Source organism: Paenibacillus sp. Soil750, assembly GCF_001428045.1.
Lineage (GTDB): Bacteria > Bacillota > Bacilli > Paenibacillales > NBRC-103111 > Paenibacillus_E > Paenibacillus_E allorhizoplanae.
Genome location: NZ_LMSD01000034.1, coordinates 462,316 through 477,733 on the forward strand (window position 1 = coordinate 462,316; position 15,418 = coordinate 477,733).

The window sequence follows — 15,418 nt, forward strand, 5'->3', positions numbered from 1 at the left end:
GGAAAGGAGGATTTGGCTTGCGTATAGTACTTTTGTGTGGAGGATCAGGTAAAAGGTTATGGCCTTTATCCAATGAGATTCGCTCCAAGGTGTTTCTTAAGCTTTTGAAATCCACAAATGGTGATAGAGAGTCGATGATTGAGCGAATATGCAGACAATTGGATGAGGTTGGTTTATTGCCATCCACATGTATCGTCACACATCATAGTCAAGTAGAGATCACTCGTACGTATGTTGGCGAACACATCCCTATCATAAGTGAACCCTATAAACGAGGAACTTATGCAGCCATCGCTTTAGCAGTCACTTATTTGCATGAGCGAATGCTAGTTGATTCGGATGAAACGATATGTATTCTCCCAGTGGACACTTATGCAGATTCCGCGTTTTTCCAGTTGCTTCATCGCTTTCCCGAGATCCTCTCACGATCGAAGGCTGATCTTGCACTTCTCGGAACGAACCCGACAATGCCCTCCGATCAATTCGGCTATATTGTTCCAGTACTTCCGAAAGAGAACGAGGAATTTTCTTTTATTGGTCATTTCATCGAAAAGCCCAATGAGAAAGCTGCTACTGAGTTAATTAAGCAGAATGCTTTATGGAACTGTGGTGTATTCGCATTTCCTTTAACGTACATGCTAGCCTATTTGAAGGACAAAGCGGAGCCAGCTTTAGTTGAGTCATGGCTAGCTAATTATGAACAACTTGCCAATACAAGTTATGATCATGAAGTCGTTGAACATAGTCAGAACGCCGTAGTTATTAGGTATGAAGGCTTATGGCAGGATGTGGGCACCTGGAAGGCGCTAACCCCTCATTGTGAGCAAAACGTTTATGGACCAGGAAGGATCTCGGATGATTCCGTAAATACACATCTTATCAACGAACTTCCTTATCCCATAGAAGTCATTGGTGTATCGGATCTTGTTGTCGCGGCAAATTCGGACGGTATCTTGATTGCGAACAAGGAGAAAGCCCATTTGATCAAGGAAAGGCTAGCACAAGTCACTCAGATTCCGATGCATGTGGAGAAAAGATGGGGGTCATATCAAATTTTGAGATATTGGAAGAGTGATGAAAATGGGGCTGAGGGTATGCTTAAACTTGTGAAGCTTACCTCTGGGAAGATGACCAGTTATCACCTGCATGAAAATCGACAAGAAAGTCTAACGATTCTTTCAGGCATCGCAGAACTTCTTATGGAGGACAAACTGTATAGACTGATAGCAGGTGATGTTATGCTAATTCCTGCTGACATTAAGCATGGTATCAAGGCAGTTACCCAACTTGAATTCATGGAAGTTCTGTTGGGGAAGGAACTGTCACAAGAAGATATCGTTCGGTTTTCACAAGCATGGTAGGATAAGGGGGATTTAGATTATTTCTAACTCAGGACTCAATGCGCCAGTTTCCCTCGAGATAGTCGATTATTTCGACTATCTCAGTACCGAATGCGCCAGTTTCCCCCGAGATAGTCGATTATTTCGACTAACTCAGTACCGAATGCGCCAGTTTCCCTCGAGATAGTCGATTATTTCGACTATCTCAGTACCGAATGCGCCAGTTTCCCCCGAGATAGTCGATTATTTCGACTAACTCAGTACCGAATGCGCCAGTTTCCCCCGAGATAGTCGATTATTTCGACTAACTCAGGACCGAATGCGCCAGTTTCCCTCGAGATAGTCGATTATTTCGACTAACTCAGTACCGAATGCGCCAGAATCCCTTGAGATAGTCGATTATTTCGACTATCTCAGTACCGGAGGCGCCAGTTTCCCTCGAGATAGTCGATTATTTCGACTATCTCAGGACCGAATGCGCCAGTTTCCCCCGAGATAGTCGATTATTTCGACTAACTCAGGACCGAATGCGCCAGTTTCCCCCGAGATAGTCGAGTATTTCGACTAACTCAGTACCGGAGGCGCCAGTTTCCCTCGAGATAGTCGATTATTTCGACTATCTCAGCCATAAATAAGGGGCAAGCTTCGCTTACCCCAAAAACTAATGCATACAAATTCTGGCGTATCAAAATAGACCAGTCACGTAATCGTGGCTGGTCTATTTTCGTTCAATGATCTTATCGCTTTACGATAAAATCAGCTTCGGAGATCCAAGCTCCATTCGCAAAATCTCGCCCCCGTATATGAATACGATCCTCGTAGACATCAACAATCAGCCCTTCGGAACGATTTCCTTGAATTTGCTGGTCATTACTATCGTAGGGGTAACTCACGGAAGAGCTGTTAACCATTGTGAATACATCCCTGATCAGCGTTGAGGTTAATCGCAACTCCCAATGGGTATGTCCTGTGAAAAAAATGACTTCCGGATATTGGGATAACATCTGTTTCAATTCATTATGCTGTACAATACCCCGTGGTAAACTGCCAGATACGGTTCCTTGCAGAGGCTGATGCAGAAATACAAACAGAGGTTTATGTTGGATATAGTTCTCTTGTAATTTACTTTGCAGCCAGCTTAATTGCGTGGAGGACAACCAGGCATCTTCCTGATTAGCAGGATCGGATTGTCTATATCGCTCGGAACCTAAGAAAATAAAATGATAGCCTTGAATCCAACGATCGTAATAGAGGCTAGGCATTTGTGTAAAAGCTAGAAAACGTTCCAAAGAAGCACTGTCCGATTCGCCGTTGGGGAATGTGGTTGGAGACCAATCTCCAGCAGCATTGTAATAGGCTTTGTAGTAATCGTGGTTGCCAATCGTGTAGTAAATTTGCATGGGTAGCGGATGAGACTGCAGGATGGAGGTTATCTTTGCATAGTCATTGGCACGTCCATCGCCTAGGTCTCCGTTAATTACTAGCGCATCTAACCTCGGATTTAACTGGTGTAAATCCTCTAAGGCATCACTTAACTTACGCTGAGCTTGCGTATCCCAGTATTGAATGTGAATATCACTGACAACCGAAAAACGAAGCAAAGGGGAGATATCAGCAACTTTACGTAGTTCATTAGCTAGACGGAGAATCTCGTCTTTCTCATTTTGAGATTGAACGAATGTCATTCGCGGTTGAAGAAATGATTCTATGATTTTGAGAGCATCATTCTCATTCAGCACCAGTAACCTCCCCCTTAATCCCGATGTCGTAAGAATATTAATCCTGAGATTGGCCTGAAGCTAATCTTAACGCATTGGCCAGTCGGTGAATCTCATCCTTATCCTCTTGGGAAGTGACGAAATACCACATTGGACTCAAAAAGGTCTCAATAATTATATTGGCATCTTCTGGGCTTAACACGCGCATCGCCTCCCGCAATCAGGTTGTCCAACTTGTACTAGCATATGTAGTATCCTGTTTGAATGAAATGAGTAAGGCACACATTTTTCAGGACAACGGTAGTGATCTGCCGAAATTATCGATGAAGCTTACGGTATTGCGAAGGGCTCATGCTCATATGCAAGCTAAAGACACGACTAAAATAGTACCCACTTGCATAACCGCAAGCTTCTGCTATTTTTTCGAGTGTGAGGGTAGTTTCCTGAAGGAGGATCTTCCCTTTTTGTATGCGTAAAGACTCACCTGCAATAAATGCAGGCTCCTTAATTGCTTCAAATGGGGCAGAGACTATTTCGGAGCTTCCGCGTCGAGTACAAATGTGCCTAACATCGGGGCAGATAACACCTATAATTCAGCGAGCAGTGCTATCATCGTTGATAACGGAACAACTGGCTACTCGGAGCTTTCTGGGACATTTGGAGATAGCAGTTTGTTTGGCTATAACAATTCATCAACGCGATATTCCTTTACCCCTGGTGCAGGTGTGAAATGGACGCCGACTCTTACGGCAGGTACCTATAAGGTCTCGATTTATCGGATCGTGTACTCGACTAGTGACAACAATGCGCAGATTAGGGTTAATTCCGCTGCTGGACTTTCCAGTCCGATATCTGTCGATTATACAACTGGTACTAGTGGCTGGTACACGCTCGGTAATTTCACTTTCACAGCAGGGACTAGCGGCTATGTGACGAATTCCTTCAGTGGGAATACGGGTAAAAACCTTCGCGCAGACGCGGTCATGTTTGAACTGCAATAGAAGGGCAAGAAGCCGTCCCAAAGGTTAAATCCTTAGGGACGGCTTTTCTGTTGCTGTAGTGATGAAAACTATTGCGATAGATCATCTGCTTACCACTTTCTTACGTGGAGCAAGAATCTTCTGTAGTCGTTTCGCACATTGCTCGGCCGACTCCATACCTTCCCAATATAACATCATCTCTTGATTAACTTCTTGCATCATTTGCGTGTTAGAGATGGTTTCATGTTGATAGAAGGCGTCATGTAACTGACCATCTGAAATATGGAGAGACGCCAGATCAAGCGGGTCCCACTTCATCATATTAATATCGTGAAGAACAGAGAGGAAGCGGGATTCGCCGATTTTGGCTTGCACATCCGGATGGCAAGCTGTCTGAAGGAATTGGATCGCCAGTTCACGTTCCGTACTTGCGGAATGAACCATCAAGGCATTCGCGATTAGCAATGTATTCGGTGAATCTCCGAATGGCATCGGCGCGAATTTGGGCTCGAAAGGCAGCTTGTCGCCAAATCCGGCAAGCTCAATGGTGGTCGTTAGCATCATGGCGACTTGCTCGCTTTGGAAGGCAACGCGATGCAGTTGCATATGAGAAACAAGCGCGCTTCTTTGTCGATAGATCATATCGTGCATAAAAGTTAACGTGTCTAGAAGCGCTTTCTTATTCGGCTTATGAAAGTCAAAGCCATGCTGCATCGCGATTACGTTCCAACGGTTAAGCGTCGAAGGGAGTGAAAAACCATAATTATCGATAATACCGTCATCGTTCGTATCAAATGTTAATCGCCTAGCTGTCTCGATAAACGCTTCCTTATCCCATCCATGACGTGGCTCTTCGACATTGAATTTGTCGAACATGCGCGGATTGTAGGCGAGGCAAATACCTGAAAATGTGACAGGTATAGCTTTGACGCTGGCATCCTTACGGAATCCGTCGATCACCTTAGGGTACATCCGATTCAGCTCATTGTCCATAATCCTGTCTAAACTAACGAAGTCATCCATCGATTTAAGCTCTTGGAAGATCGTGTCCGTAATGATACAAATGTCTGGTTGAATGCCCATTTCGATACACTTATGAAGGGACTCCCAGAATTGTGTGATTGGGAAGCTGAGCAATTTAATATCCACATCGAGGTGTTGTTGTTCGAACGTTTCACAAATGAATGGCAAGCAGTGATCGACAAAGTAAGAGGGCGTAATTGTCAAAATGCGCAATACTTTCCGCTTCGATTTCCGCACCGTGACATTAGGCGAGACGAAGGTGCCAAGCCCGGCTTTTTTCACAACGAGCCCTTCCTTCAACAGGAGGTCGAGCGATTTGCGAACGGAGCTGCGGCTGAGTTCGTAATATTTGCTTAATTCATTTTCGGACATGAGGAACTCATCCTTCTTAATAAAGCCCGAAAGAATTTGCTCCCGCAGGATATCGGTCAAAGAAGAATAGCAATATTGGTCCTTTTTTCTCATAACTAGAATCGCCACCTATTTGCGCAGTTGTATGTATTCTAAACAATATTTGGAAAATATACAACAAGAAAATAGTGAGGACTAGCAAGGCTTTTGGTCAATTTAAAGACATGTTTTAAACATGTATAGCACTTGTATTTTTTTGTGATTTTAAATTATAATGGGATTGTAAACGGGGGGTGACCATATGGCTTCCATCATCAGTGCAAAGTCAAATCGTGTTATTCGAAAAGTTTATCGATATCGATGGTTCTATCTGTTAATGGCCCCAGGCTTATTGTACTTCCTTATCTTTCGCTACATTCCGATGGCTGGCTTACTCGTCGCATTCAAGGATTACAGTGTCACCAAAGGCATCTGGGATAGTCCCTGGGTGGGTTGGCGCAATTTCGAAACAATCTTTGAATCACCTGATTTTCTCCGACTTATGTCAAACACACTCCTCATCAGCCTTTACCGACTCGTCTTTAATCTACTTCCTGATCTAATTCTCGCCTTGCTGCTCAATGAAATCCGTGTCACCTGGTTTAAAAAGATCGTTCAAACGATCACATACGGACCTTACTTTTTATCATGGGTCATCGTATACGGTTTGGTTTATTCATTCTTCTCTCCTGGCACAGGGCTTGTCACAACATTCTATCAAAATATGGGATGGGGTGAATTGAATGTCCTTGCGAATTCTGATCTCTTCCGGCCGCTCATCATTTTAACCGATGTATGGAGAAATACAGGGTTTGGAGCTATTTTCTTCTTAGCTGCTTTAGCGACAATTAATCCAGAATTGTATGAAGCTGCCGTTGTGGATGGAGCAGGGCGATGGAGGCAAATTTGGCATATTACGCTGCCTGGTGTCCGCGAGGTGTTCATCTTATTGTTAATCCTGCGGCTCGGGACAATTCTCGATGCAGGCTTCGATCAAATTTATGTATTCCTCAATGCGCGAGTGACGATTGTCGGGGATATTCTAGATACGTGGATATTCCGCCGAATTATTGAACAAAGTGATTTCAGCATTCCGGCTGCCATGGGCGTATTTAAATCAGTCATTGGATTTGTACTCGTCATTGCGGCTAACCGAATCGCGAAAAAATTAGGTGGTTCTGGAATCTACTAGAAGGTGGTGGAACCTGTGTCCTATGCGGTACATAAGACCAAATCGGATCGAATTATCGATGTCTTCATTTATGTCTTCCTTACGCTCTGTTGTTTATCTGCGGTGTTCCCACTCTATTTTGTGTTCATCGAGTCGATTACTCCCTATAAAGAACTGATCCGTAACGGAGGTTTCGTCCTATTTCCCGAGCAAGTAACGCTGCAGGCGTACCGAGCTATTTTCGGCAGCAAGCTTGTACCAGATGCGCTTAAGATATCCGTTGTGATTACAGTCATCGGCACATTCTTAAGTCTGTTAGTCACGATTTGTCTAGCTTATCCACTCTCGAAGAAGGATGTACCTGGAGGACGGTTTTTTCTACTAGCGATCGTGTTCACAATGCTCTTTAGCGGTGGGATTGTGCCAACCTATCTAGTCGTTAAGGGCTTGGGATTGATCAATTCCATATGGTCACTCATTATCCCTACACTCGTTTCGCCGTTCTACATGTTTATAATGCGCACCTACTTTATCAATTTCCCTACGGAAATAGAAGAGTCAGCGAAAGTAGATGGATGTGGGGACGTTAGAACGTTATTCCAACTCGTTATCCCCCTATCCATGCCGATTATTGTCACGATTGGCTTATTCTATGGCGTGATTCAATGGAATTCCTACTTCAATGCCATCTTGTATCTGTCAGATCGAGCGCTGTATCCGATTCAAGTTATTCTGCGCAATATGATTGTTACATCTAGCGTGAGCCAAGAGTTGAATACGAATCCATCTGTTATACAAACACTTCCGCCAGACACAATCCGAATGGCAACGGTTGTTGTGACAACATTGCCGCTATTGGCTATCTATCCGTTTATTCAGAAATATTTCATCAAAGGAATGCTTGTCGGTTCCATCAAAGGGTAATGGTTGATCAGTCGAACTTAGAATCTTGAGGGGAGTGATGCCGTGTTTTGCTTCGTTTCAGTCACACCAACAACCAGAGTAGACTTGAGAATGAATTCGAGTACAAATGGGAGGTCGTTTGCATGAAATTGCGTAAACAGGTAGCATTCGGCGTAATCGCCAGCTTGGTTGTATTGAGTGCTTGTTCGAAAGACGACGCTACGTCTACACCATCTGCATCTACGGCAACCTCATCTGCGCCTGAAACAGCGGCAGCTACGAAAGCTCCACCTTTGACGCTGAATTGGTTAACTTTTGTACCGACCAACGATGTGTCATTGCCTGCCCCAGATAAGGACTACATTCGTCAAGCTATTGAGCAGAAGTTCAACGTCAAACTAAACATGGAATATGGCGTTCCAGGTGAAGATCATAAGACCAAAATCAATTTGAAAATTTCATCTGGTGCAACCCCTGATATGTTCCAAGCCGATGGCGCGCAAACTAATCAATTTATTATTGACAAAGCGGTCGCCGATCTGACCCCCTACGTGAACCCGCAAACGATGCCCAACTACTACAAGTGGGTAACCCCAGAAATCATCCAACGCTACCAAGTCCAAGAAGTCTTCATGCGTGCTCCTGTCCCTTATGAAAAGCAGCTTTATCAATCGTATTATGTGCGCAAAGACTGGCTGGATAAGCTTGGCCTGAAGGTGCCGACGAATTATGACGAAATGATTAATGTCATGAAAGCATTTACGTTTGGCGATCCAGACGGCAATGGGAGAAATGACACCTACGGTTTTACCACATTCGGGAATGGTATTGGTGTATCGAAACAATTTCCAGAGTGGTATAAAAATGGACTAGGAATCGATCTCTGGTATGATCAAGCCCACGGTGAATACGTGGATCCGCAATCCGATATTCGGGCGGGGAAAGTGCTCGATGATATTCGTGCCGTCTTGGCTCAGAAAATCGTGGATCCTGACTGGTTTTTAGCGAAACCAGGGCAAGAGCTTGAGAAAGTAGAAGCTGGGAAAGCAGGGATTTTCCAAAGCTTGCTGCGCACGGCGGCCTTTGATAACGTTGCTACGAGCGTGAAGAAGAAGACCATTGATATCAGCGGCGTCAAAACCGCAGACTTCGTTCCGTTCCACATTATGCCGGATGCTGTTAACTATGCTGCATTGCCGGGTGTTCCATTCTTGTTTGGCGCTAAGACACCTCCTGAAAAAATCAAAAAAAGTATTGAAATCATGGATTGGTTAGCTGGACCCGAAGGTTATTTGCTTTCGCACTTTGGGAAAGAGGGCACCAACTATACGAAAAGCGGTAACACGATTACTTTAATTCCGGATGCGATAACCAAAGATAATCAAGCTAATGGCAATTTCTTCGATGTGTATAGCTCGATCTTTGCTTATGGTGTGCAAGATCCGAGCCCGATTGGTCTGACGATTATCGATCCTCGTGAAACCGACCATGACCGAGCCATTGTTGAGAAACTGAAATCTTATAAGTATCCCGTGCTCGGCACAAACGTAGCTCCACCTCCAGGCTTTGATATCGGAGCATTCCGTACACAAATGCGTGCGTATATGGTGAAGATCCTCTTTGAAGAGAAGGATGCAAGCAACTGGCCGAAATATCGGAAAGAACTGATGACCACCTACCATGGCAAAGAGATTTTCGATAATTATGCGAAAACAATTTCGCAAGTGTTTAAAACACCAGTTGTCTTTAAGTCAGAGAATCCATAGACGAGAAGCTCAGTAAATCAATAAACCATTGAACAGTTGTAGACATTTCGCACGACTCCCGTGTATTCATAATGAAAGCACGGGGGTGTGCTGTGAATGTATTTCTGATTATTCCTATTGAATTATATTGGTTAATCCCTATATCAACACGAGAGAGGGTTTGGCATGATGAATGAACAGTTAGCCATTCTCGGTGGATCCAAAATCAAAACAACACCTTACGGAACCGGCAGGCGATTTGGAGAGGAAGAGGTCAAAGAGCTTGTTGAAGCACTTGAGCAAAATACACTATTTTATCATTCCGGCCGCAAAGTGAAGCAGTTTCTGGAACGATTTAATGCGTTATATGGTGTAACCTACAGTGTTGCAACTTCATCGGGCACTGGGGCACTTCATGTTGCGATTGGATCAGCTGGCATAAGTGTTGGGGAGGAAGTCATTACAAGTCCGATCACGGATGCGGGCTCTATTATTGGCATTTTGTATCAAAATGCGATTCCTGTATTTGCGGACCTGGATCCACATACGTACAACATGACGGCTGAAACGATTCGAGCACGTATAACACCGAAGACCAAAGCAATCATCGTCGTCCATTTGGCTGGCAATCCGGCAGATATGGATCCCATCATGGAGCTTGCTCGTGAGCAGGGATTGATTGTCATTGAAGACTGCGCGCAAAGCTATTTGACCTATTACAAAGATCGTTTGGTTGGTACGATCGGGGATTATGGCTGCTTTAGTACCAATGATTATAAGCATATTTCGACAGGAGATGGCGGCATAGTTACCATCAACTCCCAATCAGAGGAAGATTATCAAAGGACGCATGCGTTTGCAGATAAAAATTACGGTCGCTTCGGCAATCTGGTACAACGCGAGATGCGTTTACTTGCTCCGAATTACCGGATGACAGAACTCCAGGGTGCTGTTGGCATTGCCCAACTGTCGAAATTAATTTGGATATGTGATAAGCGCAGCCAATACGGTGATAGTTTAACATCCGGTATCAAAGACATTCCGGGAATCATTCCACATGAAGTGACGAGTGACGGGCGGTGCACATATTGGTTTTATATGTTTACGATAGAACCTAACGTACTCTTGTGTTCGAGGGATGAATTCGCAGAAGCGCTTCAAGCCGAAGGGATCGACTGCTCAGCTGGATACATTCCACAACCAGTGTATATGCAGCCTATGTTTCAGAAACGGGAAGCGTATACAGGCAGTCATTTCCCATTTGACCTCTCAGATATCGCGTATGCCGAAGGCCTATGCCCAGTAGCTGAACATATTCTGAAGCATGCCATCCGGGTGCCAATTAACGAGTTTTATAGCGAACAGGATATTGATGATATGATTGCCGGCATACGCAAGGTGGCTGCTCATTACAGTGAGTAAGGCTTGAAGTCGTGTAGGCGACAGCGGATGGAGGAATTAAAATGAAGATGGCCAAAGTCGGTGTGCTCGTTGAACATGAAGCAGCTGCACGCAAATGGAAATATGGACTTAACGTATTTGAGAAATATGTAGAAGAAATATTACAGCATGTTGGCATTTCATATACATCTGTTGCTAAGTTAGATGCGATGAGCCTGCAAGAGTACGATATCCTCATCGTGGCTTGTTCCCAAGAAAGCGGAGCGAAGTCTTCAATCTTGTGGTCATATGTGGAGCAAGGAGGCACCCTTATTTCGTACGCGGGTATCAACGCATTGGCTCTCCGACTTGGATACATCCAAACAGGAGACATAGGCGTCGGCTATGCAGAGATAGAGCCAACTCGCGCGGGGCAACCGAATTCGCTGAGATTCTTGTCCGCCAACCCCTGGATAGAAGCTGGTGAATCTATGGGAGATGACGTCCCCGTTGCATGCCGACCTGTTGGTACGATTAAACAAGGACGTCCAGATGCTCCGAAATTGGGTCCTGTACTTCAATCCTTTGATGTCGGACAGGGAAGCATTCATCGCTGGACAGTCAATATTCCGTTAACTGTTGTTCACATGCAGCAAGGCACCGGACCTGTTCTGGATGACGGCGTTCCAGCTGCAGATGGCAGCGCGAACGTCAATGAGGATATTTTAAAAGCAGATGACAGAATAGCCATGGATTGGCAATTCGACCGGGTAGAAACAGATACTGGCGTTCCCTATTTTCCGTGGCCCTACGCTGATTATTGGAGAGAAGCTTTAGTCAGACATGTGTTGCAATGCGCAATTGATAAGGGAATGACGTTACCATTCACTGGGTATTGGCCGGATGGGATCAATCAAATCGTGACCATGTCCCATGACAGTGATTCGAATCAGGATGAACATGCTGTGGCGACATTAGAACTGCTAGCGGAGTGCCAAATTCAAACAACTTGGTGCATGATTGAGCCCGGGTATAGCACTCATATCTATGAACAAGTGAAGCAGGCAGGACACGAGCTCGCCTTCCACTACAACGCATTAGAGAAAGACAATGGTTTCTGGGAAGAATCGGAGTTTGACCGTCAGGTTAACTGGTTGAAGCATGCAACGGGCATAGAACATGTAACGACGAACAAGAACCATTACACCCGTGTGGAAGGGTGGGGTGAGTTATTTCAATGGCTGGAGAAGAATGAAATTTCGAGTGACCAAACCAGAGGTCCGAGTAAAAAGGGGAATGTCGGTTTCATATTCGGCACCTGTCTTCCTTATTTTCCAATTGCGTTATTTGACGAACAGAATCGCCTGTATCCCATCTTAGAGATCGGATTCTTGACGCAGGATCTGGATTTGGGTCATCTCGCAGACAACAAGGTGATTGAGCCGTTTCTGCAGCAAGTGCGAGAAGTGAATGGTGTTGCTCATTTTCTATTCCATCAGATACACATTTGTACGAGGGAAGAAGTTCGGGATGCTATACGGATGCTTGTCGCTCAAGCAAGAGAGATGGGATTCACATTCTGGAAGTCCAAGGAAATTCAAGATTGGACGCGTTTAAGAAGAGCCGTTCGTTTCTTGGGATGCGAAGACAACGGAAGCATTCATTTGGAGGCAAACGAAGCCATAGAAGGGCTTGTCATATGGGTGCCGATGGCGCCAACAGAGGATTTTAAACCTGAAAAGGGACATGAGAAGCAGTTTGGGATACCATGCCGCAAAGTTGTCTTGCATACGAAAGTAGAATCAAAAGTTAGAATTGGGTGAGGTGAGAACGTGGAGAAATTAACACTTGCTGTAGAAGGTGGGGTTCCTGTTCGGAAAGAGGGATTCCCGGCATGGCCAATTTTCGGGCAATTGGAAGAACAACTCATTCTTGATGTTATTCGTTCCGGCAAATGGGGCGGTACGGGCACTGTACATTCGCCTGAATATACCCCAAAGCTTCCAGAGATGGAGCGCCGCTTTGCGGATCTGCACGATGCGACTCATGCAATAAGCGTCGTAAATGGAACCGTTGCAATCACAGTCGCATTGCAAGCAGCCGGGGTTAAACCTGGTGATGAGGTCATCGTACCGCCATATACATTTATTGCAACGGCGGCAGCTGCGCTCGCTTTTGGAGCTATTCCAGTGTTCGTTGATATTGAAGAAGATACACTGCTTCTCGATCCAGATCAGGTAGCTGGCGCCATTACATCGCGAACAAAAGCTATTATTCCCGTTCATTTAGCTGGAGCTCCAGCGAACATGAGCCGTATCAACGAGGTAGCTGCTGTGCATAAACTTCGCGTAATTGAAGATGCGGCCCAGGCTGTTGGGGCAAGCTGGGAAGGTCGACGTGTAGGGGCGATCGGTGATTTCGGGACGTTCAGTTTACAATCCAGCAAAAACCTGAATAGCGGTGAAGGAGGCATTATTCTCACCAATAATCCGGAGTTGGCGGAAATCGCTTGGTCGCTATGCAATGTCGGTCGCTCGCGATCAGGCGCTTGGTATCAGCATGATCGCATCGGGCAAAATTATCGCATGACGGAGCTGCAAGCGGCAATTGCACTTGCCCAAATGAGCCGTTTGGAAGAGCAGATGCTCCTCAGAGAATCCAATGCAAAGCTGCTCACGGAGTTGCTTGGCCAAATTGATGGCATCACTGTGATGAAGTCCGATCCACGCGTCACACGGCATGCGAATCATCTTTATATGTTCAAGCTTGATTCTAAGGTCACTGCGCGGATCGACAAGACCGACTTCATTCACAAAGTTAACGCCGAAGGTATTCCGATTAGTTATGGGTATGTACCACTTAACCGGAACGAAGCGATTGTGAGCGCTACACGAGCATTGACGGGTGAAGACAGGTCATATAATTGCCCAGTAAGTGAACGGCTAAGTGACAAGGAAGTATTATGGCTTTCTCAAAATGTCCTACTCGCTGATGAGCAAGCCATGCATGACATTGCTGCAGCTATTCGCAAGGTAATGGAATCGTATTAAAATGCCGACTATTCGACTTGGCGTTAGTAAGGTAGATATTACACCTGAGTTTTCAGTACCGCTTGCTGGATTTGCAGTTCGCAGTGAACTCGGTGCATTCGAAGGTGTGTCGCATCGCTTGTTTGCCCGCATATTTGTGTTTGTGACGGGTGATAAGGATGGAGATAATGATAAGTGCTATGCCATGCTCATCTCTGCAGATTTAATTTGGTGGGGGAGTGATCACGTACCAACGCTTAAGCGGCGTATTCATGAGCGCTTTGGTATTGCAGAAAAAGCCATTCTTTTACACGGTACTCACACGCATTCTGGACCGCAAACGAGCAGCTTGTTCACCTCTTACTTAGGTGTCATGGATGAGAATTATATAGCTTTATTGGAACATATTGTTATCGGTGGCATTGAAGCGGCGTTCCTGCAAGTGGAGCCAGTTCAAATCGAGCAAAGCAGCGGCTATTCTCCGCTAGGGATAAATCGACGCGGCGTTGTGAAATCGCCTCCGGAAACTGGGCCAGTAGATCATGAAGTGACTGTCATTCGTTTTCGAAAAGTAGATGGGACCACAAAGGGACTGTTTGTTCATTATGCTTGCCACCCGGTCATAACGCGTGATAATTTCGTTTCATCTGAATATATTGGCGTCGCTATGGAGGTTCTGGAACAATTCGTAGGAGAAGGTACAGTGGCTGCCTTCCTGCAGGGTACTTGCGGCGACATAAATCCAGGTGATGGAGAGCAGGTTATTCGGGGGAATAATGATGTGGTTATGCATGTCGGTACAGATTTTGCAAAGTGTGTAATAGATACGTTAGATAAACCCATGAAGCAGATAACACCTTGCGAACTGCAATGGCGTACGACACGGGTTGAGCTACCGCTAAAGTCGCTGCCAGAGCGTAGTCAACTGGAGATAACAGCTCAATCGTCAGGTGTTCTTGGTGAGTGGAGTTGCCTCATGCTAGCGCGATTGGAATGTCTGTCGCCTAGTATTCCTTTAGAGCTAATTGAACTAAAGCTTGGAGAAGAGCTCTCGCTCCTCGGCATGAATGCCGAAGTAGTTGTCGATTACGGGTTGTTTATTAAGCGGATATCGAAAGGAAACGTGCTGCCGATCGGATACACGAATGGTATGTTTGGTTATATCCCAACCGCGCAGCAGTTAATAGAAGGTGGTTATGAGACCCACGAATCTACCTTGTACTTTGCAATGCCTTCGAGCTTTGATAGCACTGTTGAGTCTACGGTGAAAGAAGCATTAGTAAACCTTTTGATCTAAAAAACGAGTGTCAAATATCAAAACCTCTGTCGTATTTAAAGATATAGATAATCAGTCATGGAGCTTCCGTGATATTTCCGCAGCGACTAAACTTACAATAATAAATGATTTTGAGAGGGCGAAATATAAGTCGTGCCGAGATGATTATCATTAACTCGTGCTGGTATTATTCAAGGATCAGATTCCAATACATTTTCTCCAGATCATCAAGCAACGCGTGCAGAATCAATTAGTGTCATAATGAGGGCTTTAAAATCCATTCCAGAAATCCAATCGTTAATTGTAGAGTAAAGTCATTCAACGAAGAATGATGATTGAAAATAACATATAAGCTTAGACCCACAGCTCGTTGCTGTGGGTCTCTTTTTGCTAATAAAGTAAAGGAAGGATCTGGGAATAATTTGAAGAACTTAATAGGAGTGGAATCGTGTAAGGGGGTGCT

The 15,418-nt window shown here is 45.0% G+C and carries 13 protein-coding genes and 1 pseudogene; 10 read left to right on the plus strand and 4 right to left on the minus strand.

Translation table 11 applies throughout. The features are described 5' to 3' along the window. The first annotated feature begins 17 nt into the window (after positions 1-17). The gene (locus ASL11_RS26750; protein ID WP_056621592.1) at positions 18-1,361 is read left to right on the plus strand and encodes a sugar phosphate nucleotidyltransferase; all 1,344 of its coding nucleotides are present in this window, start codon (positions 18-20) and stop codon (positions 1,359-1,361) included. A gap of 716 nt (positions 1,362-2,077) precedes the next feature. Here ASL11_RS26750 and ASL11_RS26755 read toward each other — a convergent pair. The 3 genes from ASL11_RS26755 to ASL11_RS38050 form a co-directional block, all read right to left on the minus strand. Further along, entirely contained in the window at positions 2,078-3,079 is a 1,002-nt protein-coding gene (locus tag ASL11_RS26755) for a metallophosphoesterase family protein (RefSeq protein ID WP_056621593.1), read from the minus strand. Between the two features lie 37 nt (positions 3,080-3,116). After that, positions 3,117-3,260 (minus strand): hypothetical protein, encoded by a 144-nt coding sequence (locus tag ASL11_RS36770; RefSeq protein ID WP_157257064.1) that lies wholly within the window; start codon positions 3,258-3,260, stop codon positions 3,117-3,119. Between the two features lie 115 nt (positions 3,261-3,375). Further along, on the minus strand, positions 3,376-3,651 hold the full coding sequence (locus ASL11_RS38050) for an AraC family transcriptional regulator (RefSeq protein WP_082595883.1): 276 nt from the start codon (positions 3,649-3,651) through the stop codon (positions 3,376-3,378). Between ASL11_RS38050 and ASL11_RS26760 the strand changes: the two genes are divergently transcribed. Then, positions 3,619-4,059 (plus strand): golvesin C-terminal-like domain-containing protein, encoded by a 441-nt coding sequence (locus tag ASL11_RS26760; RefSeq protein WP_056621594.1) that lies wholly within the window; start codon positions 3,619-3,621, stop codon positions 4,057-4,059. The genes ASL11_RS38050 and ASL11_RS26760 overlap by 33 nt on opposite strands. An 81-nt stretch (positions 4,060-4,140) precedes the next feature. Here ASL11_RS26760 and ASL11_RS26765 read toward each other — a convergent pair whose 3' ends face one another. Then, positions 4,141-5,526: an extracellular solute-binding protein gene (locus tag ASL11_RS26765; RefSeq protein WP_056621595.1), complete on the minus strand. Its 1,386-nt coding sequence runs from the start codon at positions 5,524-5,526 to the stop codon at positions 4,141-4,143. A gap of 187 nt (positions 5,527-5,713) precedes the next feature. On the opposite strand from ASL11_RS26765, the gene ASL11_RS26770 reads away from it, so the two are divergent. The 8 genes and pseudogenes from ASL11_RS26770 to ASL11_RS38215 all read left to right on the plus strand — a co-directional run. Next, on the plus strand, positions 5,714-6,643 hold the full coding sequence (locus tag ASL11_RS26770; RefSeq protein WP_056621596.1) for an ABC transporter permease: 930 nt from the start codon (positions 5,714-5,716) through the stop codon (positions 6,641-6,643). A 15-nt stretch (positions 6,644-6,658) separates the two neighbouring features. Further along, positions 6,659-7,546 carry a carbohydrate ABC transporter permease gene (locus tag ASL11_RS26775; protein ID WP_056621597.1) on the plus strand — a complete coding sequence of 296 codons (888 nt, stop codon included), beginning with the start codon at positions 6,659-6,661 and terminating at the stop codon, positions 7,544-7,546. A 122-nt stretch (positions 7,547-7,668) separates the two neighbouring features. Then, a complete protein-coding gene (locus ASL11_RS26780; RefSeq protein ID WP_056621598.1) occupies positions 7,669-9,291 on the plus strand; it encodes an extracellular solute-binding protein in 1,623 nt (540 codons plus the stop codon). Positions 9,292-9,456: 165 nt separating this feature from the next. Continuing rightward, the gene (locus ASL11_RS26785; RefSeq protein ID WP_327205117.1) at positions 9,457-10,692 is read left to right on the plus strand and encodes a DegT/DnrJ/EryC1/StrS family aminotransferase; all 1,236 of its coding nucleotides are present in this window, start codon (positions 9,457-9,459) and stop codon (positions 10,690-10,692) included. Between the two features lie 41 nt (positions 10,693-10,733). Then, positions 10,734-12,473, plus strand: coding sequence for a hypothetical protein (locus tag ASL11_RS26790; RefSeq protein WP_056621599.1), 1,740 nt, complete (start codon positions 10,734-10,736; stop codon positions 12,471-12,473). Between the two features lie 9 nt (positions 12,474-12,482). Further along, positions 12,483-13,700, plus strand: a complete 1,218-nt coding sequence (locus ASL11_RS26795; protein WP_056621600.1) for a DegT/DnrJ/EryC1/StrS family aminotransferase — start codon at positions 12,483-12,485, stop codon at positions 13,698-13,700. Between the two features lies 1 nt (position 13,701). Continuing rightward, entirely contained in the window at positions 13,702-14,976 is a 1,275-nt protein-coding gene (locus ASL11_RS26800; protein ID WP_056621601.1) for a neutral/alkaline non-lysosomal ceramidase N-terminal domain-containing protein, read from the plus strand. 159 nt (positions 14,977-15,135) lie between these two features. Further along, positions 15,136-15,267: pseudogene (locus tag ASL11_RS38215) on the plus strand (S-layer homology domain-containing protein); the annotation flags it as partial. Positions 15,268-15,418 lie beyond the last annotated feature (151 nt).

Bases quoted from the DNA above. Each gene is read 5' to 3' on its own strand.
- ASL11_RS26765 (WP_056621595.1), bottom strand. From the start codon at position 5,526: ATGAGAAAAAAGGACCAATATTGCTATTCTTCTTTGACCGATATCCTG.
- ASL11_RS26770 (WP_056621596.1), top strand. From the start codon at position 5,714: ATGGCTTCCATCATCAGTGCAAAGTCAAATCGTGTTATTCGAAAAGTT.
- ASL11_RS26780 (WP_056621598.1), top strand. From the start codon at position 7,669: ATGAAATTGCGTAAACAGGTAGCATTCGGCGTAATCGCCAGCTTGGTT.
- ASL11_RS26785 (WP_327205117.1), top strand. From the start codon at position 9,457: ATGATGAATGAACAGTTAGCCATTCTCGGTGGATCCAAAATCAAAACA.
- ASL11_RS26790 (WP_056621599.1), top strand. From the start codon at position 10,734: ATGAAGATGGCCAAAGTCGGTGTGCTCGTTGAACATGAAGCAGCTGCA.
- ASL11_RS26800 (WP_056621601.1), top strand. From the start codon at position 13,702: ATGCCGACTATTCGACTTGGCGTTAGTAAGGTAGATATTACACCTGAG.